The organism is Cyanobium sp. Alchichica 3B3-8F6, from assembly GCF_024346435.1.
Classification (GTDB): Bacteria; Cyanobacteriota; Cyanobacteriia; order PCC-6307; family Cyanobiaceae; genus Cyanobium_A.
The window spans coordinates 102,863-125,495 of record NZ_JAGQCZ010000004.1 but is presented as its reverse complement, the minus strand read 5'-3'; the positions used below and the strand labels follow the sequence as shown (position 1 = coordinate 125,495).

General features: G+C 68.0%; 23 protein-coding genes and 1 tRNA gene. 11 read left to right on the top strand and 13 right to left on the bottom strand.

Translation table 11 applies throughout. From position 1 onward, the window contains the following. Positions 1-8 precede the first annotated feature (8 nt). From KBY65_RS04980 to KBY65_RS04965, 4 genes are all read right to left on the bottom strand, one after another. A complete protein-coding gene (locus KBY65_RS04980) occupies positions 9-1,289 on the bottom strand; it encodes a competence/damage-inducible protein A (RefSeq protein ID WP_094559140.1) in 1,281 nt (426 codons plus the stop codon). Positions 1,290-1,293: 4 nt separating this feature from the next. Next, positions 1,294-2,391 carry a glycosyltransferase family 4 protein gene (locus KBY65_RS04975; protein ID WP_094559139.1) on the bottom strand — a complete coding sequence of 366 codons (1,098 nt, stop codon included), beginning with the start codon at positions 2,389-2,391 and terminating at the stop codon, positions 1,294-1,296. Between the two features lie 64 nt (positions 2,392-2,455). Further along, positions 2,456-3,757: a serine hydroxymethyltransferase gene (gene glyA / locus KBY65_RS04970; RefSeq protein ID WP_255000719.1), complete on the bottom strand. Its 1,302-nt coding sequence runs from the start codon at positions 3,755-3,757 to the stop codon at positions 2,456-2,458. Between the two features lie 96 nt (positions 3,758-3,853). Beyond that, positions 3,854-3,927, bottom strand: a tRNA-Arg gene (locus tag KBY65_RS04965). A gap of 78 nt (positions 3,928-4,005) precedes the next feature. On the opposite strand from KBY65_RS04965, the gene KBY65_RS04960 reads away from it, so the two are divergent. Genes KBY65_RS04960 through KBY65_RS04950 form a run of 3 tightly spaced genes read left to right on the top strand, consistent with a single transcriptional unit; the run spans position 4,006 to position 4,851 of the window. Continuing rightward, positions 4,006-4,272 carry a hypothetical protein gene (locus tag KBY65_RS04960; RefSeq protein WP_094559137.1) on the top strand — a complete coding sequence of 89 codons (267 nt, stop codon included), beginning with the start codon at positions 4,006-4,008 and terminating at the stop codon, positions 4,270-4,272. A gap of 3 nt (positions 4,273-4,275) precedes the next feature. Continuing rightward, on the top strand, positions 4,276-4,566 hold the full coding sequence (locus tag KBY65_RS04955; RefSeq protein ID WP_254988000.1) for a DUF3181 family protein: 291 nt from the start codon (positions 4,276-4,278) through the stop codon (positions 4,564-4,566). Between the two features lie 24 nt (positions 4,567-4,590). Continuing rightward, positions 4,591-4,851: a cytochrome-c oxidase gene (locus tag KBY65_RS04950; protein WP_094559135.1), complete on the top strand. Its 261-nt coding sequence runs from the start codon at positions 4,591-4,593 to the stop codon at positions 4,849-4,851. On the opposite strand, the gene murJ is transcribed toward KBY65_RS04950, so the two are convergent. Further along, entirely contained in the window at positions 4,848-6,470 is a 1,623-nt protein-coding gene (murJ, locus tag KBY65_RS04945; RefSeq protein WP_255000718.1) for a murein biosynthesis integral membrane protein MurJ, read from the bottom strand. The two genes, KBY65_RS04950 and murJ, sit on opposite strands and share 4 nt — an antisense overlap. A 75-nt stretch (positions 6,471-6,545) precedes the next feature. Here murJ and sfsA point away from each other — a divergent pair, with 75 nt between their 5' ends. The 3 genes from sfsA to KBY65_RS04930 all read left to right on the top strand — a co-directional run bounded on the left by sfsA (position 6,546) and on the right by KBY65_RS04930 (position 9,332). Then, positions 6,546-7,310 (top strand): DNA/RNA nuclease SfsA, encoded by a 765-nt coding sequence (sfsA, locus tag KBY65_RS04940; RefSeq protein ID WP_255000717.1) that lies wholly within the window; start codon positions 6,546-6,548, stop codon positions 7,308-7,310. Positions 7,311-7,336: 26 nt separating this feature from the next. Beyond that, positions 7,337-8,533 carry a 4-hydroxy-3-methylbut-2-enyl diphosphate reductase gene (locus KBY65_RS04935; protein ID WP_255000716.1) on the top strand — a complete coding sequence of 399 codons (1,197 nt, stop codon included), beginning with the start codon at positions 7,337-7,339 and terminating at the stop codon, positions 8,531-8,533. Positions 8,534-8,687: 154 nt separating this feature from the next. Next, positions 8,688-9,332 carry a DUF1997 domain-containing protein gene (locus KBY65_RS04930; RefSeq protein WP_255000759.1) on the top strand — a complete coding sequence of 215 codons (645 nt, stop codon included), beginning with the start codon at positions 8,688-8,690 and terminating at the stop codon, positions 9,330-9,332. A 21-nt stretch (positions 9,333-9,353) separates the two neighbouring features. Here KBY65_RS04930 and KBY65_RS04925 read toward each other — a convergent pair whose 3' ends face one another. Both KBY65_RS04925 and purH read right to left on the bottom strand, forming a co-directional pair. Beyond that, positions 9,354-9,818: a DUF4079 domain-containing protein gene (locus KBY65_RS04925; protein ID WP_094559131.1), complete on the bottom strand. Its 465-nt coding sequence runs from the start codon at positions 9,816-9,818 to the stop codon at positions 9,354-9,356. 102 nt (positions 9,819-9,920) lie between these two features. Beyond that, positions 9,921-11,489 carry a bifunctional phosphoribosylaminoimidazolecarboxamide formyltransferase/IMP cyclohydrolase gene (gene purH / locus KBY65_RS04920; protein WP_094559130.1) on the bottom strand — a complete coding sequence of 523 codons (1,569 nt, stop codon included), beginning with the start codon at positions 11,487-11,489 and terminating at the stop codon, positions 9,921-9,923. Between the two features lie 54 nt (positions 11,490-11,543). Here purH and KBY65_RS04915 point away from each other — a divergent pair, with 54 nt between their 5' ends. Next, positions 11,544-12,173: an alpha/beta hydrolase gene (locus KBY65_RS04915; protein WP_094559129.1), complete on the top strand. Its 630-nt coding sequence runs from the start codon at positions 11,544-11,546 to the stop codon at positions 12,171-12,173. A gap of 12 nt (positions 12,174-12,185) precedes the next feature. Here KBY65_RS04915 and KBY65_RS04910 read toward each other — a convergent pair whose 3' ends face one another. Together KBY65_RS04910 and KBY65_RS04905 are read right to left on the bottom strand one after the other, a co-directional pair. Continuing rightward, positions 12,186-12,557, bottom strand: coding sequence for a DUF3155 domain-containing protein (locus tag KBY65_RS04910; protein WP_094559128.1), 372 nt, complete (start codon positions 12,555-12,557; stop codon positions 12,186-12,188). Positions 12,558-12,719: 162 nt separating this feature from the next. Continuing rightward, positions 12,720-12,995, bottom strand: coding sequence for a hypothetical protein (locus tag KBY65_RS04905; protein WP_255000715.1), 276 nt, complete (start codon positions 12,993-12,995; stop codon positions 12,720-12,722). Between the two features lie 15 nt (positions 12,996-13,010). Between KBY65_RS04905 and KBY65_RS04900 the strand changes: the two genes are divergently transcribed. After that, entirely contained in the window at positions 13,011-14,117 is a 1,107-nt protein-coding gene (locus KBY65_RS04900) for a HAMP domain-containing sensor histidine kinase (protein WP_315860038.1), read from the top strand. On the opposite strand, the gene KBY65_RS04895 is transcribed toward KBY65_RS04900, so the two are convergent. Next, positions 14,083-14,853 (bottom strand): adenosylcobinamide-GDP ribazoletransferase, encoded by a 771-nt coding sequence (locus KBY65_RS04895; RefSeq protein ID WP_255000714.1) that lies wholly within the window; start codon positions 14,851-14,853, stop codon positions 14,083-14,085. The genes KBY65_RS04900 and KBY65_RS04895 overlap by 35 nt on opposite strands. Before the next feature lie 37 nt (positions 14,854-14,890). On the opposite strand from KBY65_RS04895, the gene tgt reads away from it, so the two are divergent. Both tgt and KBY65_RS04885 read left to right on the top strand, forming a co-directional pair. Next, entirely contained in the window at positions 14,891-16,024 is a 1,134-nt protein-coding gene (tgt, locus tag KBY65_RS04890) for a tRNA guanosine(34) transglycosylase Tgt (RefSeq protein WP_094559127.1), read from the top strand. A gap of 29 nt (positions 16,025-16,053) precedes the next feature. Continuing rightward, positions 16,054-16,197: a photosystem II reaction center protein K gene (locus KBY65_RS04885; protein ID WP_094559231.1), complete on the top strand. Its 144-nt coding sequence runs from the start codon at positions 16,054-16,056 to the stop codon at positions 16,195-16,197. 29 nt (positions 16,198-16,226) lie between these two features. Here KBY65_RS04885 and KBY65_RS04880 read toward each other — a convergent pair whose 3' ends face one another. Further along, positions 16,227-16,952, bottom strand: a complete 726-nt coding sequence (locus tag KBY65_RS04880) for a WecB/TagA/CpsF family glycosyltransferase (protein WP_094559126.1) — start codon at positions 16,950-16,952, stop codon at positions 16,227-16,229. Between the two features lie 62 nt (positions 16,953-17,014). Here KBY65_RS04880 and KBY65_RS04875 point away from each other — a divergent pair, with 62 nt between their 5' ends. After that, positions 17,015-20,257, top strand: coding sequence for a glycoside hydrolase family 15 protein (locus KBY65_RS04875; RefSeq protein WP_255000713.1), 3,243 nt, complete (start codon positions 17,015-17,017; stop codon positions 20,255-20,257). Here KBY65_RS04875 and KBY65_RS04870 read toward each other — a convergent pair. Together KBY65_RS04870 and KBY65_RS04865 are read right to left on the bottom strand one after the other, a co-directional pair. After that, positions 20,254-21,246, bottom strand: a complete 993-nt coding sequence (locus tag KBY65_RS04870; protein WP_254988009.1) for a Gfo/Idh/MocA family protein — start codon at positions 21,244-21,246, stop codon at positions 20,254-20,256. The genes KBY65_RS04875 and KBY65_RS04870 overlap by 4 nt on opposite strands. After that, a complete protein-coding gene (locus KBY65_RS04865; protein WP_094559230.1) occupies positions 21,243-22,568 on the bottom strand; it encodes a hemolysin family protein in 1,326 nt (441 codons plus the stop codon). Before KBY65_RS04865 ends, KBY65_RS04870 begins: the two co-directional genes overlap by 4 nt. Between the last annotated feature and the right edge of the window lie 65 nt (positions 22,569-22,633).

Below are 22,633 nucleotides of genomic sequence, written 5' to 3'. Positions count from 1 at the left end.
GTCATGGTTCACAAGTAAGCGTCGTGGGTCACCAGCAGGCGTGAACGCAGGCGATGGAGCGCTTCACCGGCCGTGAGCCGCTGGATCCAGGCGCGTCCGCGGCTCGATCCGAAGCGCACCCCCTCGCTGCTGCAGCCATCGGGGCCAGCGATGGCCAGATGAACCAGCCCCACCGGCTTCTCGGCGCTGCCACCAGCGGGGCCGGCGATGCCGGTCACGGCAATCGCCCAGGTGGCCCCGGTGGCCCGGCGGGCGCCCTCGGCCATGGCCATCGCCACCGGATCGCTCACGGCACCGTGGCTCTCGAGCAGCGCCGCCGGCACCCCCAGCAGCCCCTGCTTGACCCCGTTGGCATAGGCGATCACCCCGCCCAGAAACACATCGGACGCCCCCGGCACCGCCGCCAGGGACGCGCCGAGCCCTCCGCCGGTGCAGCTCTCCGCCACTGCCAGGGTCTCGCCCCGCCGCCGCAGCTGCTCCAGCACCACCGAAGCCAGGGAATCGTCGTCGGCACCAAAGCAGGCCGCGCCGGTGCGGGCGCGGATCTCGGCCTCCAGCGGCACCAGCAGCGCCTCGGCCTCAGCCGTGCTGGTGGCCCGGGCGGTGAGCCGCAGCTTCACCTCGCCGGCGCCGGCATAGGGAGCCACGGTGGGGTTGGCCTGCTCCAGCAGATCGGCCACCTGATCGGCCAGGGTCGATTCAGCCACGCCCCAGAAGCGCAGCATGCGGCTGGCAAACACCCCCTCGGCCAGACCAGCGGCACGCAACCAGGGTGCGGCAGTGGCCTGCCACATCGCCTCCATCTCGCTGGGCACCCCAGGGAAGGTGAGCACCGTGAAACCGGGCTGGATCCCCGCTCCAGCGGGCGGGGTCCAGATCATCCCCGGCGCCGTGCCGGTGGGATTGGGCAACACTTGAGCCCCCTGGGGGAGAAAGGCCTGCTGGCGGTTGCTGGGGGAGCACACCCGCCCGCGGGCAGCGATGCGGGCCTGGATCTCCGCCCAGATGTCGGGGTGCTCCACTAGGGGCGTGTCGAAGGCGGCCGCCAGGGTCGCGGTGGTGAGGTCGTCGGGCGTGGGGCCGAGCCCACCGGTGGTGATCAACACCCGGCAGCGGCCGGCCGCCTCTCGCACCGCCAAGATCAGGCGCTCGCGGTTGTCGCCCACCACGCTCTGGCGGTGATGGGGAATGCCCAGGGCCGCCAGCTGCTCCGCCAGCCAGCGGGCATTGCCATTGGTGATGTTGCCCAGCAACAGCTCGGTGCCGATGCAGAGGATCTCGGCGCTCACGACCTCAGCGCTCCGAGCTGGCTGCTGGCCGTTGCAGGGTCCGGCGCGTGGTCACCAGCACCCAGATCAACACCGCGGTAGCCAAGGCCAGCCAGAGAAAGCGCATCTCGGCATTCACCAGCACCAGCGCCAGCGACGCCAGCCATTGGGTGAAGGCATAGATCACCAGCACCGTGCGCCGGTGGCTCAGGCCCGTGCGCAGCAGGCGGTGGTGCAGGTGACGCCGGTCGGGATAGAAAGGGGAGTGGCCCTCGCTGAGGCGCCCCATGATCACCGCCGACATGTCGGCCAGCGGCAGCGACAGGATCAGCAGGGGCAGCAGGAGGCTGACGCTGGTGAGCCCCTTGGCCGGGCCAACGATGCTGATCGCGGCCAGGGCAAAACCGAGGAAATAGGACCCGCCATCGCCCATGAAGATGCGGGCGGGGTTGAAGTTGTGGCGCAGGAAGCCCAGGCAGCTGCCGGCGAGTGCCGCGGCCAGTAGGCCAGCGGCCGGCTGGTGCAGGCTGAAGCTCACCGAGAGCAGGCCAATCGCGGCGATGCCGCTCACGCCAGCCGCCAGGCCATCGAGCCCATCCAGCCAGTTGATCGCATTGGTGATGCCCACCAGCCAGATCAAGGTGGCCAACAGGCTCAACCAGTCGGGCAGGGGTAGCTGCAGATCCGCCCCCCCGAGCCAGCCCATCGGCAACTCGATGCTGCCGATCCGCACCCCCTCGTTCCACACCAGCATCGAAATCGCCAACTGGCCGCCGAGCCGGGGCAGGGGCGGTAGGGCGAACAGGTCGTCGGCCAGACCGATCAGGAAAAAACAGAGGGCCCCGGCCAGGGTGGTCCAGATCAACTGGTCTTTTTCGGCGGCCAGATCGGCAAAGCCCCCAAACACCCAGGTGAGGCCCAGGGCCAGGCTGAAGGCCACCACGATGCCCACCCCACCGAGCCGCACCATCGGCGTGGTGTGCTGCTTGCGGGGGTCGGGTGCATCCACCAGCCCCCAACGCAGCCCCAGGTACCGCACCAGCGGGACCACCAGAGCCGTGCACAAGGCCGCCACCGCGAAAGTCAGCAGGGCGGCCGCGTTAGGGCTGTAGGCGAGGGTCACAGGGCCAGACCGAAGGAAGCCGGGGGGCGGCCTTTGGGGCCCACCTTACGGGTGTATGCCGGGATCAGGCGTGCTGCAGCTGACGCTGCGCATCGGCGAGTTCGCCGTAGAGCGGAAAGCGCTCACACAACGCTGCCACCCGCTCGCGGCAGCGCAGCTCGATGGAGCTGTCTTCGGGGTTGAGCAGGCGATCGGCGATCACATCGGCCACCTCGCGGAAAGCAGCCTCGTCGAAACCGCGGGTGGTGCAAGCGGCCGTGCCGAGGCGCAGGCCACTGGTCACAAACGGCGACTGGGGATCAAAGGGCACCGTGTTCTTGTTGGCGGTGATGTGCACATCGCTCACCAGCAGGTCGGCCACCTTGCCGGTCATGGCGATGCTGCGCAGATCGAGCAACACGATGTGGTTGTCGGTGCCACCGCTGACCACGGCGATGCCGCGCTCCTGGATGCGGGCCGCCAGGGCCTGGGCGTTGGCCACCACCTGCTGGCTGTAGGCCTTGAAGGAGGGCTGCAACGCCTCGCCAAAGGCCACCGCTTTGGCGGCGATCACGTGCTCGAGCGGGCCGCCCTGGCTGCCGGGGAACACGGCCTTGTCGAACTGCTTGCCGAACTCGGCATCGCGGCAGAGGATCAGGCCGCCGCGGGGTCCGCGCAGGGTCTTGTGGGTGGTGGTGGTGACCACATCACAGACAGGCACAGGGTTGGGATGCACGCCGGCAGCCACCAGGCCGGCGATGTGGGCCATGTCGGCCAGCAAAACCGCGCCCACCTCATCGGCGATGGCGCGGAAGGCCTGGAAATCAATGGTGCGCGGGTAGGCGGAGTAGCCGCACACGATCAATTTGGGCTTGTGCTCCAGGGCCAGCTGCCGGATCGTGTCGAAGTTGAGCTGCTGGGTGTCGGGATCCACGCCGTAGTGCACGGCCTTGAACCACTTGCCGCTCACGTTCACCGGCGAGCCGTGGGTGAGGTGGCCGCCGTGGCTGAGGTCCATGCCGAGGATCGTGTCGCCGGGCTGCAGCAGCGCCAGAAACACCGCAAAGTTGGCCTGGGCGCCGCTGTGGGGCTGCACGTTGGCCCAGGCGGCACCAAACAGCTCCTTGGCCCGCGCGATCGCCAGCTCCTCGATGGCATCCACGTGCTCGCAGCCGCCGTAGTAGCGCTTAGCGGGAAGGCCCTCGGCGTACTTGTTGGTGAGCACCGAGCCCTGGGCCTCCATCACGGCGCGGGAGGCAAAGTTTTCCGAAGCGATCAGCTCGAGATGGGTTTGCTGGCGCTCCAGCTCCTTGGCAATCAGCGCGGCGATGGCAGGATCACCGGCGGCGAGGGACTGGTTCAGGGCAGCACCGCCGGAATGGGCCATGGTGAAGGGTTCGTTCGTACGACGATCGTAAAGAAGCACTCCCAAAGCCGAGCGAAGGGCACAAAAAAACCGCCCGGAAGCGGTTGTGAAAAGAAGCGCGCCTGGAGAGATTCGAACTCCCGACCCTCTGATCCGTAGTCAGATGCTCTAATCCGCTGAGCTACAAGCGCATGGGTCCATTTTCACCGCACGGAGGGCCCATCCGTCAATCAACCTGCCATCCGCCGCCCTCCCCCGCCACTCCGCCCATGCCCATCCGCTGGTACGGCCCCGCCAACCCCGAAGACCCCACCTACAGGCACTTCGAGCGGATCGTGAATCTCACGCTCCACGCCGCCTTATTTGCTGCCCTCAACAGCGGCCTGTGGGTCGTGCAGGAACTGCGCCACCCCTGGGACCACCTCAACTGGCTCACCCTCAGCTGGCTGGCGGTGCTGCTGGTGCACATTGGAACGGTGATCGCCCTGCGCCCGAGCCCCGAAGCCAGAAGCCCCGAGCCATCCGACAAACCCTGAGCCATGACCCTCAACGCCGCTGATCTCAAGGAGCTCGAACTGGCCCTGGCCGATCGCCTGTACCTGCAGGTGGCGGGTTGGCATCTCTACCTCGGCGATGCCGGCCTGGCCCAGACCCTGGCCATCGAATGTGCCGCCCGCCTCGACCAGGGGGCTGGCGTGTGCGCCCGTCAGGCGCTTGAAGCGGTGCAGGTGCCCATCGGTGGCGGGCCGACGCGCCTGCCCCTGGCGCGGTTGGTGCCGGCCGGCCAGCTGCGCGATCTCGAAGAGGTGCTGGAGCCGTTTTGCCGATAAGGTTGCGCCACCTGGCGACGGGCTGTGCTGGTCATTGAGGTCACCAACGCCCGCGACGTGGTGCGCCAACGCATGGGACGCCTGGGCGGGCGCCTGATCGGCAAGGTGGTGGATGCCGAGGCCCAGGTGGAGAAGGCCCTGATCCAGGAACTCGAAACCGCCTTCAAGGAGTTCGGGATCGAAGCCCGCATCTTTTCGGTGGATGGGCCCCAGATGCTGGGCCGTTCGCACCTGGAAATCCCCGTGCAGGTGCGGGCCGAGCGGGAGGTCCGCCTGGATCCTTAGCGCGGCGCGCCAAGCCGCGGAAGCCTGCCGCGCAGCTGGGCCATCAAATCGCTGACCTCAGGCACCCCAGCCCAGCTGGCCAGCAGGCCATAGACCAGCAGCCCCAGGCCTCCGGCAAAGCCGCACTCCAGCAGCAGGCCCCAGAGGTGCTGCGGCCAGGCCACCCCGATCGCCAGAGCCCAGGCCGCCAGTCCCGCCAGCAGAGCTGATCCCAGCAGCAGCAGGCTGTCGCGGCCCCACAGCCGCAATGGCAGCCCGCCCAGCCGCCGCTGCAGAGCCAGCAGCAGCCCGCCGCAAGTGATCAGGTTCACCGCCACCGTGGCCAGCACCAGGCCCGGCGCGCCGAAGTTGAGGGCGGGCAGCTGCAGCCCCCAGGGGGTGGGCCCACCCACCAGCAGCCAGTCGAAGATCACATTCAGGCCGATGCCAGCCACCGAGAAGCGGAAAGGCGTGGTGCCATCGCCCAGGGCGTAAAACACCCGCACCAGCACATCCCGCCCCAGATAGGCCGGCATGCCCAAGCCGTATGCTATCAGCAGCCCGCTCACCAGGGCGGCCGCGCTGGCGTTGAAAGCCCCCCGCTCGTAGATCAGCGCCACGATCGGACCGGCCAGGGCCACCATCAGGGCCCCCAGGGGCAGCATCGAGGCACTGGAGAGCATCAAGCCCTGGCGGATGCGGCCGATCAGATCAGGGCGATCGGCCGGAGCCGTGAGCCGGGCGAACACGGGCAGCAGGGGCACCAGCAGGGCGTTGGAGAGCAGACCCAGGGGCGTCTGCACCAGTAGGTTGGCGTAGCCCAGGCCCGCAGCCGCCCCCACGATTCCCGAAGCGAAGAACAGATCAGTGAACACATTGATCTGCAACATGCCCGAAGAAAGAGTGGCTGGGCCCATCACCTGCAACACCTCCTGCACGCCGGGGTGCTTCCAGTCCCACACCAGCTGAAACCTGTGCAACCCCTGCTTGGCCAGGGCCGGCAGCTGAATCAGCCACTGGAACGCCGCCCCCAGCAGCGTGGTGCCGGCCAGCACGGCGCCGCCCACCATGGCGTATTCGGGCAAGGCGATCGCCGGGCCCAGCTGCCACCAGAGGATCCCCAGGCCGGCGATCACCGCCACGCTGGAGAGTAGCGGGCTCACCGAAGGCAACCAAAACTCATCTGCGGCATTCAGCGCCCCGAAACCCAAACCGATCAAACCGGCAAACAAGGCCATCGGCGCCATCCAGCGCAGCTCCAGCACCGCCACCTCGTGGCGCACAGCATCGAGACCCGGGCCCACCAGGGTGATCAGCGGATCGGCAAAAACGAACAGCAGCACGGTGACGCCAATCAGCGCCGCACCCACCAGGGTGTTGATCGCGGCCAGCACGTGGGCACCCTCGGCACGGGGCCGGCGCGCCAGCACGCTCACCATGGCGCTGTGGAAAGGACCATTGATCCCACCCAGCAGGATCAGCAGAAAGCCGGGCAGCACATAGGCGTAGTTGTAGGCGTCGTAAGCAATGCCCACGCCAAAGGCGGCGGCGATCACCTGCTGGCGCACCAAGCCCGCCACCTTGCTGAGGGCGGTGGCCACCGCCACGATCAGGGCAATGCGCCGCAGGGACTTCGCCATCCAGAGGGGCCCTGGGCCCTGGGAGTTGAGCGGCAGTATGGCTGGCTTGCACCGCTGCAACCCAGCCCACCCGCCATGGCCACCCCCGTGCTCAGCCTCGACCCGCTGGTGGAGGGCACCCTGGTGAAGCGGTACAAACGCTTCCTGGCCGATGTGGAGCTGGAGAACGGCGAGGTGGTGACGGCCCACTGCCCCAACACCGGTCCCATGACCGGCGTGCTCCATCCCGGCGGCCGGGTGCGGCTGCGCCATGCCCCCTCGCCGAGCCGCAAGCTGGCCTGGACCTGGGAGCAGGCCGAGGTGCAGGGCGCCGCGGGAGAGCCGATCTGGGTGGGCATCAATACAGCCCTGCCCAACCGGCTGGTGCGGGCCACGATCGAAGCCGGCTGCCTGGAGCCCTGGCTGGGCCCGATCGCAAGCATTCGGGCGGAGGTGCCCTACGGCGAAGGGCGCCGCAGCCGCATCGACCTGCTGCTCACCCCGGCCGATGGCGCCGCCGATCCCCGACCGATCTACCTGGAGGTCAAGAACACCACCTGGACCCATGGCGAGCTGGGCCTGTTCCCCGACACCGTGACCGAGCGGGGCCAGAAACATCTCTTGGAGTTGATGGCCCTGCTGCCCGCGAGCCGGGCCGTGCTGGTGCCCTGCCTGAGCCGCAGCGACGTGACGCGCTTTGCCCCTGGCGACGCGGCCGATCCGCGCTACGGCGTCCTGTTTCGCCAGGCCCTGGACGCCGGCGTGGAGGTGCTGCCCTGCCGTTACTGCTTCACGGCCAGCACGGTGAGCTGGCAGGGGCTGGCCAACGTGGAACGACAAGGCCCCGCCGGCCGCCCATAGAGTCGGAGCACCAAGCTCCGGCTGTTGTGAATACCCGTGCCTTCAAACGCTCCCTGCACCACTCGGAGCGCTACAACCGCCGCGGCTTCGGCCTGGGCGACGAGGTGGCCGGCAGCCTGGAGAAGGCGTATCAAAGCGATCTGATCGCCAAACTGCGCGACAACGGCTACACCCTGCAGCGCGGTCGGCTCACCGTGCGGCTGGCCGAAGCCTTTGGCTTCTGCTGGGGGGTGGAGCGAGCCGTGGCCATGGCCTACGAAACCCGCCGCCACTACCCCACCGAGCGGATCTGGATCACCAATGAAATCATCCACAACCCCTCGGTGAACGATCACCTGCGCGAGATGAACGTGCTGTTCATCTCCGTGGAAGACGGCGTGAAGGACTTCTCCGAGGTGGCCAGCGGCGATGTGGTGATCCTGCCGGCCTTCGGCGCCACCGTTCAGGAGATGCAACTGCTCAATGAGCGCGGCTGTCACATCGTCGACACCACCTGCCCCTGGGTCTCCAAGGTGTGGAACACGGTGGAGAAGCACAAGAAGCACGCCTTCACCTCGATCATTCACGGCAAGGTGAAGCACGAGGAAACCCTGGCCACCAGCAGCTTCGCCGGCACCTACCTGGTGGTGCTCGACCTGGCCGAGGCCCAGATGGTGAGCGACTACATCCTCGGCAAGGGGGATCGTGAGGCCTTCATGGAGCGCTTCGCCAAAGCCTGCTCCCCCGGATTCGATCCCGAGCGCGATCTGATCCAGGTGGGCGTAGCCAACCAGACCACCATGCTCAAGAGTGAAACCGAGGAGATTGGCCGACTGTTCGAGCGCACCATGCTGCAGCGCTTCGGCCCCACAGAGCTCAACGAGCACTTCCTGGCCTTCAACACCATCTGCGACGCCACCCAGGAGCGCCAGGACGCCATCTTCGCCCTTGTGGATGAACCGCTGGATCTGATGGTCGTGATCGGGGGCTACAACTCCTCCAACACCACCCACCTGCAGGAGATCGCCGTCAGCCGGGGCATCCGCTCCTTCCACATCGACACCCCTGAGCGCATCGGGCCCGGCAACCGGATCGAGCACATGCCCCTAGGCGGCGAATTGGAAACTGAGCTGCCCTTCCTGCCCGAGGGCCCGATCCGGGTGGGCATCACCTCCGGAGCCTCCACCCCAGATCGGGTGGTGGAAGACGTCATTGAGCGGCTGATCGAACTCTGCGCCGCGTGAGTCCGGCCCGTGGGTGTCCGGGTGTCACAGCAGGCCCCGAAAGGTCGCTGCAGTGGCTTTACTTTGATTAAAGATCGAGCGGATCCGTCTTCGGCGGGTCCATCGCCAGGAGTTGCCGCTGTTGTCTTTGCTGTTGTCGACCGCACCGCTGGACATGGACCTGACTCCGGCCGACGACAGCCCGGCGACGAGAGCCGTGAGCGCGTCCCCGTTGCTGCGCCACAGCGATGATTCCCGGGTGCGGCGCTACGCCAGTGCCTTCGCCGACGTGATGGAAATGCGGGCCAGCGCGCCCGTGGTCGCCCACTACCTGGATCACCACGAGGGCTGGTTCCGTCGCTGCGCTGCGCCGATGACCGTGCAGCCCCTGGGCTGCCAGGGCTACGCCCTGACGCTTGGCACCTTTGGCAACTTCGGCTTTGAAGTGGAGCCCACCATCGGCCTGGAACTGCTGCCCCAGGACCAGGGGCTCTACCGAATCCTCACGGTGCCGAACCACGGCGGCGATCCCGCCCTGGACGGTCTCTACGACGTCGAGTTCAACGCCTCACTGCGCCTCGACGAGGCCGATGATTCTCGGCCGCTGACCCTGGTACGCTGGGAACTCGTCCTCAGCGTCTGGATCCGCCTGCCAGGGGTGATCACCCTGCTGCCCGACGGGCTGGTGCAGTCGAGCGGCGACCACCTGCTGAAGCAGATCGTGCGACAGATCTCCCGGATACTCACCTGGAAGGTGCAGGAAGACTTTCACGCCAGCCACAACCTCGACTGCCCGCCCCGGCGGTACGCCCAGTTCTGAGGGCTCAGGCGGACTGAAGGCTCAGGCGGGTCTGTTCTCCCAGATCTTGTTGAGGATCTGCAGTCCGCTCACGGCCTGCCAGAGAAACAGGGTCATCATCGCCATATTCAGGCCCACATGGGCCTTGCGGGCAATCAGGTTGCCCTGCTGCATCAACGGGGTGAGCGCCACGGCCAGGGCGATCAGGCAGGTCATGCCGATGCCCACCAGCAGGTGGGGCCCCACAAACAACTTGCCGTTGTTCAGGTAGGTGACGGCCATGCCGCCGAAGGTGCCCAGCACCATCAGCACCAGGATCAGGCTGCCGATCTGGAAATGGCGCTTGGCGAACTGGCCCTTGATCAGGGTCTTGCGGGTTTCAGCGTCGGCGGTGCGGGTTTTCTTGGCCTTGATACCTAGGAACATCCCGTAGCCCGACAGGGCCAGCAGACCACCCATCAGCAGGGGATGGAGAAAGTTGAGGTTGTAAGCGAGCGCTTCAGGCATGGCGTCGGAGGGGGCTGGCGATGGGCACCGGCGATGAAAACCGGGAGCTGGGCAGAGCGGTGTCGGAGCGAAGCTACAGCTCACCCCGCCCACCGGGGGACTTCAGTGGAGGAAATGGCGCTGGCCGGTGACCACCATCGCCAGGCCCAGAGCATTGCAGGCCGCAATCGAGTCGGCATCGCGCACGCTGCCGCCAGGCTGGATCACGGCTTTGATGCCATGGCCTGCGGCCAGGCGCACGGTGTCGTCGAAGGGGAAGAAGCCATCACTGGCCAGCACCGCACCGCGGGCTTTGTCGCCGGCTGCCTCCAGGGCCAGCCGGGCTGAGCCCACCCGGTTCATCTGGCCGGCGCCGATGCCCAGGCTCTGGCCATCCCGGGCCACGGTGATGGCATTGGAGCGCACGTGGCGCACCAGCTTCCAGGCAAAGCGCAGGTCGTTCAATTCCGTGCTGGTGGGCTGGCGCTCGCTCACCACCTGCCAAGCGCTCTCCTCCACCAGTTGGTCGTCGAGTGCCTGCACCAACACACCGCCGAGCAGGCTGCGCAGCTGCCGCCGCGAGGCCCGCGCGATCGCTTCGGGGGCCAGCTCCAGCAGCCGCAGATTGGTGCGGGAAGCCAGCCGCTCCCGGGCCGCAGCATCAAAGCCCGGCGCCACTACGCACTCAAGAAACAGGCTGCCGAGCTGCTCCGCGGCCCCCAGATCCACCGGGCGGTTGAGCGCCACAATGCCGCCAAAGGCCGAGAGCCGATCGGCATCCAGGGCCCGGGTGAGGGCATCGGCGCCATCGCGGCCTGTGGCCACCCCGCAGGGATTGGTGTGCTTGACCACCACGGCGGCCGGCTCGGCTCCAGGGCCGTAGCCAAACTCCCGCACCGTGGCGAGGGCCGCGTCGAGATCGATCAGGTTGTTGTAACTGAGCTCCTTGCCCTGCAATTGGTCAGCGGCGCCCCAGCCGGCAGCGGGCTCGCTGTGCCAGGTGGCCTGTTGATGGGGGTTTTCGCCGTAGCGCAGGCTCTGGCGAGCGGGCAGCTCGAGTCGCAGGGGCGCCGCCCCCTCAGCAGCAGCCGCCTCCTCCGCAGCGTCTGCCTCCAGACGGGCGGCCAGCCAAGTGCTGATCGCCGCGTCGTAACTGGCGGTGTGCTGAAAGGCTTCCAGCGCCAGGCGGCGGCGCAGGGCTGGGGTCAGGGCGCCAGCCCGCAGGGCCTCGAGAAAGGAGCCGTACTGGCTGGGGCTGGTGAGCACCGCCACATCGGCATGGTTCTTGGCGGCCGCCCGCACCATGGCTGGCCCGCCGATGTCGATGTTTTCGATCGCGGTGTCGAACGCCACCGCCGGATCGGCCACGGTCTCGCGGAAGGGGTAGAGGTTGACCACCACCACATCAATCGGGGCGATGCCCTGGGCCGCCAGATCCGCCTGATGGCCGGGCTCAGCCCGCTTGGCCAGGATGCCGCCGTGGATGCGGGGGTGCAGGGTCTTCACCCGTCCCCCCAGAATCTCAGGGGCCCCGGTGTGCTCCGCCACCTTGGTGACGGGCAACCCGGCGGCCTGGAGCGCAGCCGCGGTGCCGCCACTGGAAATCAAGGCGTAGCCGGCCTCCAGCAGCCCCTGGGCCAGGGGCTCCAATCCCTCCTTGTTGGAGACGCTGAGTAGGGCCGTGGGGGCCATGGCTGCCAAGGATGTTGGTCTGGAGCCAACCTACGCAGCAGCAGCACCCGCGCCATGACCGCCCCCAGCAGCCCCGCCAGCGACAACCTGATCCGGCTGGGCCCTCACCAGAGCGAGCGGCGGCTGGTGCTGCTGCACGGCTGGGGCGCCGACGCCGATGACCTGCTCGACCTGGCTGAGCTACTGGTGGAGCCCGCGGTAAGCGTGGTGGCGCTGCGGGCACCCCTGCCCCACCCGGGCGGCAGCGGCCGCCAGTGGTACGACCTGCAGCAGCCGAACTGGCCCCAGCTGCCCGCGGCCCGGACCCATCTGCGCCAACGGCTGGAGCAGCTTGCCTCCGAGGTGCCCCTGGAGCAGACGGTGCTGCTGGGCTTCTCCCAGGGGGCTGCCATGGCCCTGGATGTGAGCACATCCGGAGCAGGTCTGCCCCTGGCCGGACTGATCAGCTGCAGCGGCTATCCCCATCCGGATTGGCAGCCCGGCGCACAGACCATTAAAAAGATTCTGCTCACCCATGGCGAACAGGATCCGGTGGTGCCCTATGGGGCGAGCGAAGCGCTGCAGGAGCAACTGCGCCAAGGTGGAATTGAGACTGACCTGATCGGCTTTGCCGGTGGTCACACCATCGACACCAGCCTGTTTCCCGCCCTGCGCCATTACCTGGCCGGCCAGTGGCCGGCCTGAGGAGATCGCCTGTCAGACGAAGGCGTATTCGTACTCTTCCATTTCCTCCCAGTCATCGGCGGCGAGGGCTTCGATGCCTTCGAACAGAACGTCTTCACCGATGCGATCGACGATCGAACGCAGCGAAGGGAACAGGAAATGATTTTCTTCGGCGTACTGGGCACTGAACAGGCCCTTCTCGCCCCAGAAGAAGCGATCGGTGGTGTGCTCGTTGCGGCGCACGTTGAGGATCGCGGGGGGCACCAGCAGCTCCTCGGCGATGTAGCGGCGGGCCGCTGTGACCGGCTTGTGGGAACCCGTTTCCAGGTTGAAGGTGGGGACATGGGCCAGTACCCGCTGGCCGGCGAGCCGGCGACGGCTGATCCGCTTGCGCTTCTTGGACATTGAGCGGCTCCCGCGGGGGGAGAAGTGAGGGGACGAGGAGAAACCGGAGGGGAACGAACCATGGGAGCGCAAAACATGCGCAGGGTCCGTGACTCAGCCCGCCCAGGCAGCCGGAAAACCGGCAGCACGGACGACGTCCAAACGTTCTGATGCCCGGAAGCGTCAGCCGGCCCAAAAGGTCAGTGACACCGCAACCCGCCCATTCGGGTTGCGAACAACAGAGAGCAAGGATCGGCAAAAAGTCGGATCTGTCTCTGCTGTAGCCTCAATTACCGGAAAGGGCAACAAAGGTGTGTGGGCGTCACGACGTTGAGCCGCTGCCCGCTTGCGGACCGCGTCGTATTGGTCGATACCAAAGATCTTAAGACTTTTTCTCGGTTTTCCCACGCCCTTTTGAAATTTTTTCGGCAGGGCGGCGGTTGATTGGCTCAGATGCAAGTCTCCGAAAGGTTTTTGAGCCTGCTTCGCTTTCAGTTGGCCCAGTTCGCCGACCGGGGTGATCTGCAGTCGCTGGTGGTGTATGTCACCCAGCCCGGCAACGGCAGCGCCCCAAGCCTGGTTCCCATTGGCCAGTGGCCCAGCGATGGCCGAGCCCTCCCGGCCGTGGAGGCAAGCAGCCCGCTGCGCTTGCCGGCCGAACAACGGCGCTGGCTGCCGCTGCGTCACCACAACGTGCTGCTGGGGGCCATCCAGGTGGAAACCAGCACGCTGCCGTGGCCCGACACCCTTGGCCAGCGACTGCAGGCCGTAGCCCTGTGTCTCACCGAAGCTCTCTGCCTCGACCTGGAACAACAGCGGCTGCAGCAGACCCTGAAGCAACAGGAGGCGGAGCTGGGCCTGTTGCTTCACCAACTGCGCAACCCCCTGGCCGCCCTGCGCACCTTTGGCCAGCTGTTGCTGCGGCGCCTGGACCAGGACGGCCAGAACCGCCCCCTGGTGGAGGGATTGCTGGCCGAGGAGCGCCAGCTCAACCGCTACGTCGATGCCCTCAGCCAGCTGGGCCGCAGCACGACACCGGTGGTCTCCGGCGAGGCGGCCCAGCCCCTGCTGCTTCCGCCAGGGCTGGTGGGACCGGAGGGCCAACCCCTGCCAGATTGGCTGGAGCCACTGCTGCAGCGGGCCTCCGCCACCGCCGCCCTGCAGGGTCGCCCCTGGCAGCCGCCTGCCCGCATGCCCGACTGGCACGGCGACAGCGGCGCTGTGGCCGAAATCCTGGCCAACCTGCTGGAAAACGCCTTCCGATACAGCCCCGCCGGCAGCGCCATTGGCCTGCACTGCCAGCCCCTCGCGGGAGGTGCCTGGCAACTGGCAGTCTGGGACGGCGGTGCGCCGATTGTGCCCGAAGAACGGGAGACGATCTTCGAGCGGGGCGTTCGGGGGCGTGATGGTCAGAATCTGCCGGGCACGGGGCTGGGACTGGCCCTGGGCCGAGACCTGGCCCGCAGCCTTGGCGGCGAACTCAACCTGGTGGTACCACCCGCCGCCGTGGCGCCGGAGCTGCCACCGCAGGGCAATGCCTTTTGCCTCAGGCTGCCAGGAGCCGCAGCCCCAGACCACTGAGCAGCAGCGCCAGGCTTTCGGCCCACTCCACGCAGGCGCCGTAACTGTCGCCGCTGTGGCCCCCGAGACGGCGCCCCAGCCAGAGAGGGACCAGCAGCGCCGGCACCAGGCCGATCACCTGCGGAGGGGAGCCGCCAAGCCAACCCCACAGCACCAGCGCCAGCAGCAGCACCAGCAGCGCCGGCGCCAGCTCCGCTGCCAGCCCCCGCCAGTGCTGCCGGTGAAAACCGGCGCTGCCCTGCTCCCGCAGATAGGGGAACCACTGCATCGCCACAAGGGGGGCCACCCGGCCCCAGAAGGCAGCCCAGAGCAGGGCCGGTGGCGCGGCGGCTGCCAGGCACAGCAGACCCGCCGCCCGCAGCAGCAGCAGCACGACTAGGGCCTGCACCCCTGAAGCGCCCACGCGGCTGTCCGCCATCGCCTCCAGGGCCCGGGGGCCGGCGCCCAGCCCATCAGCGGTGTCCATCGCCCCATCCACGTGCAGGCCACCGGTGAGGATCAACCCGAGGGCCAGCACCACGGCCACCTGGGCCCCGAGCGGCAACCAGCCCGCCGACAGCCCCCAGAACAGGGCCTGCAGCCCGCCCAGCACCAGACCGATCAGGGGACCAAAGCGGGCGATGCGCTCAAAGCGCAGCGGCACCCCGGGCCAGGCCGGCAGCACGGAATAAAACACCCAGGCCCCCGCCAGATCGGCGAGCCAGCCAGGAATCCACCCAGAGAAAGGCTTCGGCAAGCGACACCTAGCGTCAGAACAGCACCGGTTCGGCGCAATCAGCTTCCCACCCGCCTTTTCCTTCGCCATCACGGCCCGCTGCCAACGCACCCGGGCCCGCTGCGGCTGCTTCCACACGCCCCATGGCGTGGTGACCACGCCCCGGTTCATGCCGGTGGGCACCCTGGCCACGGTGAAGGGGGTCACGGCGGATCAACTGCGCGCCACCGGCGCCCAGATGGTGCTCTCCAACACTTATCACCTGCATCTGCAGCCGGGCGAGGCGATCGTGGCCGACGCCGGCGGCCTGCACCGCTTCATGGGCTGGGACGGCCCGATGCTCACCGATTCCGGCGGCTTCCAGGTGTTCAGCCTGGGCGACATCAACACGATCAACGACCACGGCGTGGTGTTCCGCTCCCCCCGCGACGGGGCCCGGATCGAGCTCACCCCCGAGCGCTCGATGGCGATCCAGATGGCTCTGGGGGCCGACGTGGCCATGGCCTTCGACCAATGCCCGCCCTACCCCGCCAGCGAAGCGGATGTGGCCGCCGCCTGCCGCCGCACCCACAGCTGGCTGGAGCGCTGCATCGCCAGCCACACCAAGCCCGATCAGGCCCTGTTCGGCATCGTGCAGGGCGGCTGCTTCCCCCATTTGCGCCAGGAATCGGCGCGGATGGTGGCCTCCCTGGACCTGCCTGGCATCGCCGTGGGCGGCGTGAGCGTGGGCGAGCCCACCGAAGAGATGCACCGGATCGTGCGCCAGCTGGGGCCGCTGCTACCGGAGGAAAAGCCCCACTACCTGATGGGCGTGGGCACCCTGCGGGAGATGGCGATCGCGGTGGCCAATGGTTTCGACTTGTTTGATTGTGTGATCCCCACCCGGCTGGGGCGCCACGGCGCTGCCCTGGTGGGCGGCGAGCGCTGGAACCTCAAGAACGCCCGCTTCCGCCACGACCACACCCCCATGGATGCCAGCTGCCCCTGCCCGGCCTGCCGGAACCACACCCGGGCCTACCTGCACCATCTGATCAAGAGCGAGGAGCTGCTGGGCAAGATCCTGTTGAGCCTGCACAACATCACCCAGCTGGGGCGCTTCAGCAGCGCCATGGGCCGGGCGATCCAGGACGGCTGTTTTGCAGAGGATTTCGCTCCGTGGGACGCCGATTCCCCAGCCGCCCACACGTGGTAGCGTCCGCCTCACGCGCAGTGATTTCCGGGATGGCCGCCTACACCCTGCAGACCCTGGCCCAGCTCCCCGAGGCCTACCAGGCCTTCGGCCCCCTGGTGGACATCCTGCCGATCATCCCCCTGTTTTTCCTGCTGCTGGCCTTCGTGTGGCAGGCCTCTGTGGGTTTCCGCTGAGCGGTGGGTTTCCGCCGAGCCAACGGGCCTTAACCCTGCCGCAGCACCGCCCAGGCAAAGGCCGGCAGAGCCAGCATGCGCCGCCAGCGGCTCGGCTCCTGCACCAAGCGGTACAACCACTCGATCTGTAGAGCTCCCATCCAGGTGGGGGCTCTTTTTTTGACCCCTGCCCAAACGTCAAAGCTGCCGCCCACGCCCATCCAGAGACCACCCCGGCGCCCCGGCAGCTGCTGAATCCAGGTTTCCTGCCGCGGCACGCCGAGGGCCACCAACACCAGATCAGGCCGGGCGCCGACCAGCTGCTGCTCCAGGCCCGGCCAAGCCTCGGTGCTTTGGTAGCCGTGGGCGCTGAGCACCAGCTGCAGCCCGGGGAGCTCCTGGCGCAGGCGGGCGGTGAGCTGCTCCATCACCGCCGGCGAGCCGCCCACCAGGGCCACCCTCCAGCCGTGGGCAGCGGCATGGGCCAGCAGGTTGCGGGCCAGCTCAATGCCGGGACTGCGGCGCACCCGGAAACCCTGGCGGCCCAGGGCCCACACCACCCCCGCACCGTCGGGAATCACCAAGGCCGCCGAAGCAACTGCCGCGCCCAGGGCAGGGTCGGCCTTGGCCGCCATCGTCATTTCGGCATTGAGGGTGACGATCTGGCCGCCGCCCCGCTGCCACAGGGCCAGGGCCGCTTCGCCCACGTCGGCGCAGACATCCACCGGAACCCCCAGAACGCTGGTGCGCTGTGGTTCGGTTGCCGTTGCTGCCATAGGGGCGGGGGGGGTGGGGGTGGAGAATCGATGTCTGGCATGCCACTGGCACTGGTGCACCCATGGCGCAATCCCTGCCAACCTCGGGGCCAATCACAGGAACGAGCGCCTCAACAGAAGCGATCGGTGCCCATCCTGCCGAAGCCTGGGCCGTGCTGCAGGAGCTCGATCAGCAGATCGATCGGGTGGTGCTGAGCCGGCAGCACCCGATCACGGGCCTCCTGCCCGCCAGCACAGCCCACACCGTGCACGGCAATTACGCCGACGCCTGGGTTCGCGACTGCATCTACTCGATTCAATGCGTCTGGGGACTGGCCCTCGCCCATCGCCGGCTGCGGGGACCGAGCCGTCGGGTCTATGAGCTCGAAGGGCGGGTGCTGCAGCTGATGCGCGGCCTGCTCAATGCCATGCTGCGCCAGGCCCCGAAGGTGGAGCGGTTTAAGCACAGCCTGCACCGGCTGCACGCCATCCACGCCAAGTTCGACACAGCCAGCGGTGGCCCCGTGGTGGCCGACGACGGCTGGGGGCATCTGCAGCTCGACGCCACGGCGCTGTTTCTGTTGCAGCTGGCTCAGCTGACCCGCTCGGGGCTGGTGGTGGTGCAGAGCAGCCACGAATGCGACTTCGTGCAAAACCTGGTGTACTACGTGGCTCGCGCCTACCGCGTGGCCGACTACGGCATCTGGGAGCGCGGTGACAAGGGCAACCACGGTCTGCCGGAGCGCAATGCCAGTTCCATCGGCCTGGTGAAGGCGGCCCTGGAAGCCCTCGAAGGCCTTGATCTCTACGGCCCCCACGGCGATGGAAGCTGCTGCCTGGTGATCCCCCACGACGCCATCGTGCGGCTGCGGCGGGCGCTGCGCGGCCTACTGCCGCGCGAGTCGGCCAGCAAGGAGGTGGACAGCGCCTGTCTTTCGGTGATCGGCTACCCCGCCTGGGCGGTGGAAGATCCCCAGCTGGCGGAGCGCACCCGCGCCAAGATCCGCGCCGAGCTAGGCGGCACATACGGCTACAAGCGCTTCCGCCGCGATGGCCACCAGACCGTGGTCGAAGACCACACCCGCCTGCACTACGAGCGGGAGGAGCTGGCCCAGTTCGAGCACATCGAATGCGAGTGGCCCCTGTTCTGGGCCTACGAGCTGGTCACCGCCTGTTGCGAGGAGCGCTGGGATGAGGCCCGTCAGTGGCGGCAGCGCCTGGCGGAGGTGAGCCTGGAGCAGGAGGGGGGAGCGCTGCTTCCCGAGCTCTATCTGGTGCCCGAGAAGGCGATCGAGGCCGAACGGCGCCAGCCGGGCAGCCAGCCCCGGGTGGCCAATCCCAACGTGCCGCTGCTCTGGACCCAGAGCCTCACCTGGCTCGCCGACCTGCTCCTGCACGGGCTGATCAGCCCGGACGACCTCGACCCCATCGGCCGCCGCCGGCCCAGCCCCTTCGGGGCCGACCAGGTGCTGGTGGCCCTGGTGCCGGCCCATGCCGGCATCGCCGCGGCCCTGCAAGCCGCTGGCCTGCCGCTGGCCCACGGCGCTGAGCACGCCACGGCCATACGGATCGGCAGCTCCCAGGAGCTGGCCCAGCGCATGGCCCAGGTGGGCGCCAACCCGGCCCTAGGGCTGAGCGGCCACCCGCCAGTGCGGATGGAAACCATGGCCACGGCCCGGCTCTACCGCCAGGGCGACACCAGGCTGGCCTTCCTGCCGGCCGTGCTGGAGGAGGACACCTTCTACCTCGCCGACGATCCGGAACAACTGGTGGATGCCGTGATAGCCGAGCTGCGGCTGCTGCAGCGCCACTGGCGGGGCAGCGGCGCGCCCTTGCTGCTGATCCCGGTGGCCGAAGGGGCCTTCCAGGCCAACCCGGAGGCCTTTCTGCGGCTAGGGAGGGAGTTGCAGACTGGCCTACTGGACGGCGTGCCGGTGCAACTGGGCAGCCTGACGGACCTGCTGGACCAGGGCAGCTGGGTGGAGCTACCACCCCAGGCGGGCCTGGCAACGCTGCCCCAGCCCCCGGCCCCCACCCTGCTGCGGGCCAGCACCAGCCAGGCGCCGCTGTCGGCCCGCGAAGAGCAGGACCTCGAGCGCCAAGACATCAGCATCGGCGACCTCGCCGAACGGCTCTGGCGCAGTTCCTCTCTGGAAGAGCAGGGCGAAGTGCTCGAACAGCTGGTGCGTCGCCTGGGCCCCGATTCACGCCTGCAGGGGCCCGCCGGCAACCAGCCGGTGCGCCTGCAGGCGCTGCTGGAAGAGGTGTACCGCCGGGCCCTGGCCGAAGCCGACTGGAATGTGGTGCGGCGCGTCGCCGGGGCCCTCGATCTGGTGCATCCCCAGCTGGAGGACGCCCTCACCGACCTGCTGGTGCGCCAGAAGCAGGTGGTGGTGGGGCGCAACTACACCAGCGACTCCCGCATCAGCGAACCCCAGGGCAGCGCCAGCATCGCCGCCATGATCAAGCGCTTCAGCGGTGAAGACGGCCGGGAATGGATGCTGCAGCAGGAGCTGCTGCTCGCCCTCGATGGCCTGGCCCGCCACGAGCCAGCGCTGCTCAGCGGCAGCCTCACCCTGCAACTGGGTCAACTGCTGCTGCTGCTCACCAGTGAACTGGCCACCGAAACCGATCGAAGCCCGATCGATGCCTTTGAGGCCCTCTGCGACCAGCCTCCCCACGCCATCCAACGCCGCCTGCGGGCGGTGCTGGCCGACCTGGAGCACGCCAAGGCCGCCCTGCAGCGCAAGGAGCAATTGCATATGAGCGGCCGGGTGCGCTGGGACGTGCCCGATCCGCTTGAGGAACTGCCGAAGGAGGGCTGCTGGTTGCAACACCGACTGCGGCTTGGGGCCCTGGGCCGTGTACCCCGCGATTTCTACCCCGGCATCTGGGATCTGCTGCACCACTGCCGCGGCATCGTGATCGGCGACAAACTCGAGAAGCGCAACCGCCTCGACAGTGCGCCGCTGCTGAGCGAAAAGACCCCCGGCGAACGCAACTTCGCCGCCCTCGTCGATCACCTGCTGAGCAAAATCGAAGCCCCCGACTACCGCCAGCTCTGCACCGAAACCCTGATCACCTTGATCGCGTTCGTGGGCGCCAACCCCGAGGTGGTGTTTGACGACGACCTGGTGCTGGACGTGGTGATCGGGCATGCCGTGCGGGTGGGCTGGCAACAACGCCATCCCGACATCGCAGCAGAGCAGTACGGCCTGCACAAGGCGGAAGCCTGGGATGCCTTCTACCTGGCGTCGCCTGGCGACTGCCGCCGCTGGCAACTCGAAGCCCTACGCCAGCTCACCGACCCAGCCAAAGCGACCTAGATCGGCACCTCAAGACTCATGCAGAGGTTGGGCTGCTCCACACACTGCTCGATCAGATCGGCGAGCAGCAGGGCCCGGGAGGCCTGCAAACCACCCACCGCAGGAGTGTCCACGCCGCGCACACACTGCAGAAAGTGCTCAAGCTCGGCGTAGAGGGGCTCGATGGACGTGGTGCTCACCTCCTCGATCACGCCATCGGAGCGATACACCAACTCGCCATGGTCGGCGCTCACCGATTCATGGGCACGGCGGTGAATGTGCAGGGTGCGGTTGAGAAAGTCGGTTTCCACCAGGCTGCTCCGGCAGTGGGCCGAGAGGCTGCGGATCTTGCGGTGGGCCATCTTGCTGGCCGTGAGGCTCGCCACCACCCCGTTGGCAAAGGCCAGGGTGGCGTTGACGTAATCGATCGGACCTTCAGCGCTGCGCCCGCCGGCGGCCGCCAACCGAATCACCGGGGCCCCGGCCAGTTCCAGCACCAGATCGATGTCGTGGATCATCAGGTCGAGCACCACCGACACGTCGTTGGCCCGATCGGCGTTGGGACTGTGGCGCCGGGCCTCCAGCACCACCACCTCCTCATTGGCCACCACCTTCACCAACTCGCGGAAGGCGGGGTTGAACCGCTCAATGTGGCCCACCTGCAGCAGCCGCCCAGCCGCTTCGGCCGCCTGGATCAACTCCGAGGCTTCCTCCTGGCTGGCGGCAATCGGCTTCTCGATCAGCACGTGCACGCCCGCCTTGAGGCAGGCCAGGCCCACCCGGTGATGCAGCAGGGTGGGCACGGCAATGCAGACCGCGTCCACCTCCGGCAGCATCGCCTCATAGGACGGGAACCAGCGACAGCCGAACTGCTGGGTCGCCAGCTCACCGCGGACCGCATCCGGGTCGGCCACGCCGACCAACTGGGCATCCTTGATCAGGCTCAGCACCCGGGCGTGGTGCCAGCCCATGTTGCCGATGCCGATGACACCCACGCGCACAGGGTTCATGGCTGGGGCTCACGGCTGGGCGCATTATCAGGGATCGGCTCCGCCACCGGGCGCTCGATCTGCACCCGTTCGATGCGGGGCCCATCCATGGCCAGCACCCGAAACTGATGCCCCTTCCAGCGCAGGCCCTCGCCCGGGGCAGGGATGTGCTGGAGACGCTCCAACAGGAAGCCCGCCAGGGTGTGATGGCCTTCCGCCTCGGGCAACTGCAGGCCCAGCTGCCGGTTGAGTTCAAAGATCTCGAGATCACCCGCCACCGACCAGCAGCCCTCGCCCAGTTGCTGCAGATCCTGAGCCGCCTCGAGGGAATCGTCCTCATCTCCAACGATCTCACTGGTGAGGTCGACCACGGTCACCAGGCCCTCGGTGCCGCCGTGCTCGTCCACCACCACCAGCAGGGGCTGACCACTGCGAATCAGCGGCAACAGCTCGGCCAGGGGGGTGCTCTCCTGCACCCGGGCCACCGGGGTGATGTAAGGGGCCAGGGGCGTGTCGGCACTAAGCAGGCCCCGGGCCATCGGATCGGCCAGACGCCGCAGGTCCAGCAGGCCACGCACGTCGTCAAGGGAGCTGCCGATCACCGGAAAGCGGGCATGGGCCGTGTCGTGCACTTCCCGCATCAGCTCCGCAAAGCTCACATCCAGCGGCAGGGTGACCATGCCGGAGCGCGGCACCATCACTTCACGCACCAGGGTGTCGCGCAACGAAAACACCCCCTCCAGGATGTTGCGTTCATCGGGCATCAGACCCGTGACACTGCCGGTTTCAATCAGGGTTTCGAGCTCTCCGGCGGAGAGCACCGGCACCAGCTCATCCCAGTTGCGGGGAAGCCCCAACAGACGCAACAGGGTGCCGCTGAAGCGCTCCAGCAACGACAGCAGCGGGGCCAGGCTACGGATCACGGAATCCAGCAGGGGTGCCAGCCGCAGGGCTGAGACCTCCGGCCGGTGCAACACCCAGGCCTTGGGCAGCAGCCCGCCCAGCACGGTTGCCAGCAACACCAACAGCAGAAAAACGCCCGCATCCAGCCATCCCTGGGGAGCGGTACCCATCCCGTTCTGGCTTCCCAGCCAGACCCCCAAGCGCTCGGCCAGACCGCGCCCCGCCCAACCCAGGGCGACCAGGGCCAGGGCCGCACCCAACTGGGTGGCCACGAGCACCCGCCGCAGCCGATGCTGCAATTTCGCCACGGCCTGGGCCCCGGGCTCGCCAGACTCCTGCAACTGCTGCACCCGGCTTGGCCGCAGGCGAATCAGGGCGAATTCCCCAGCGGCAAAGAACGCCAGCAGGGCCAGCAGGATGGCCAACGCCAGGAGTTGGATCACGGGAAGCCCCACAAGGGGAGCCATCAATGAGCCGAGGATAGAAGCAGCCACCGAATCGGGCT

What these genes read in the sequence shown, in the direction of transcription:
- glyA (WP_255000719.1), bottom strand. Translation starts at nt 3,757, where the DNA reads ATGGCCCATTCCGGCGGTGCTGCCCTGAACCAGTCCCTCGCCGCCGGT.
- KBY65_RS04960 (WP_094559137.1), top strand. Translation starts at nt 4,006, where the DNA reads ATGCCCATCCGCTGGTACGGCCCCGCCAACCCCGAAGACCCCACCTAC.
- KBY65_RS04955 (WP_254988000.1), top strand. Translation starts at nt 4,276, where the DNA reads ATGACCCTCAACGCCGCTGATCTCAAGGAGCTCGAACTGGCCCTGGCC.
- murJ (WP_255000718.1), bottom strand. Translation starts at nt 6,470, where the DNA reads ATGGCGAAGTCCCTGCGGCGCATTGCCCTGATCGTGGCGGTGGCCACC.
- sfsA (WP_255000717.1), top strand. Translation starts at nt 6,546, where the DNA reads ATGGCCACCCCCGTGCTCAGCCTCGACCCGCTGGTGGAGGGCACCCTG.
- KBY65_RS04930 (WP_255000759.1), top strand. Translation starts at nt 8,688, where the DNA reads ATGGACCTGACTCCGGCCGACGACAGCCCGGCGACGAGAGCCGTGAGC.
- KBY65_RS04925 (WP_094559131.1), bottom strand. Translation starts at nt 9,818, where the DNA reads ATGCCTGAAGCGCTCGCTTACAACCTCAACTTTCTCCATCCCCTGCTG.
- purH (WP_094559130.1), bottom strand. Translation starts at nt 11,489, where the DNA reads ATGGCCCCCACGGCCCTACTCAGCGTCTCCAACAAGGAGGGATTGGAG.
- KBY65_RS04915 (WP_094559129.1), top strand. Translation starts at nt 11,544, where the DNA reads ATGACCGCCCCCAGCAGCCCCGCCAGCGACAACCTGATCCGGCTGGGC.
- KBY65_RS04910 (WP_094559128.1), bottom strand. Translation starts at nt 12,557, where the DNA reads ATGTCCAAGAAGCGCAAGCGGATCAGCCGTCGCCGGCTCGCCGGCCAG.
- KBY65_RS04885 (WP_094559231.1), top strand. Translation starts at nt 16,054, where the DNA reads ATGGCCGCCTACACCCTGCAGACCCTGGCCCAGCTCCCCGAGGCCTAC.
- KBY65_RS04880 (WP_094559126.1), bottom strand. Translation starts at nt 16,952, where the DNA reads ATGGCAGCAACGGCAACCGAACCACAGCGCACCAGCGTTCTGGGGGTT.
- KBY65_RS04875 (WP_255000713.1), top strand. Translation starts at nt 17,015, where the DNA reads ATGGCGCAATCCCTGCCAACCTCGGGGCCAATCACAGGAACGAGCGCC.
- KBY65_RS04870 (WP_254988009.1), bottom strand. Translation starts at nt 21,246, where the DNA reads ATGAACCCTGTGCGCGTGGGTGTCATCGGCATCGGCAACATGGGCTGG.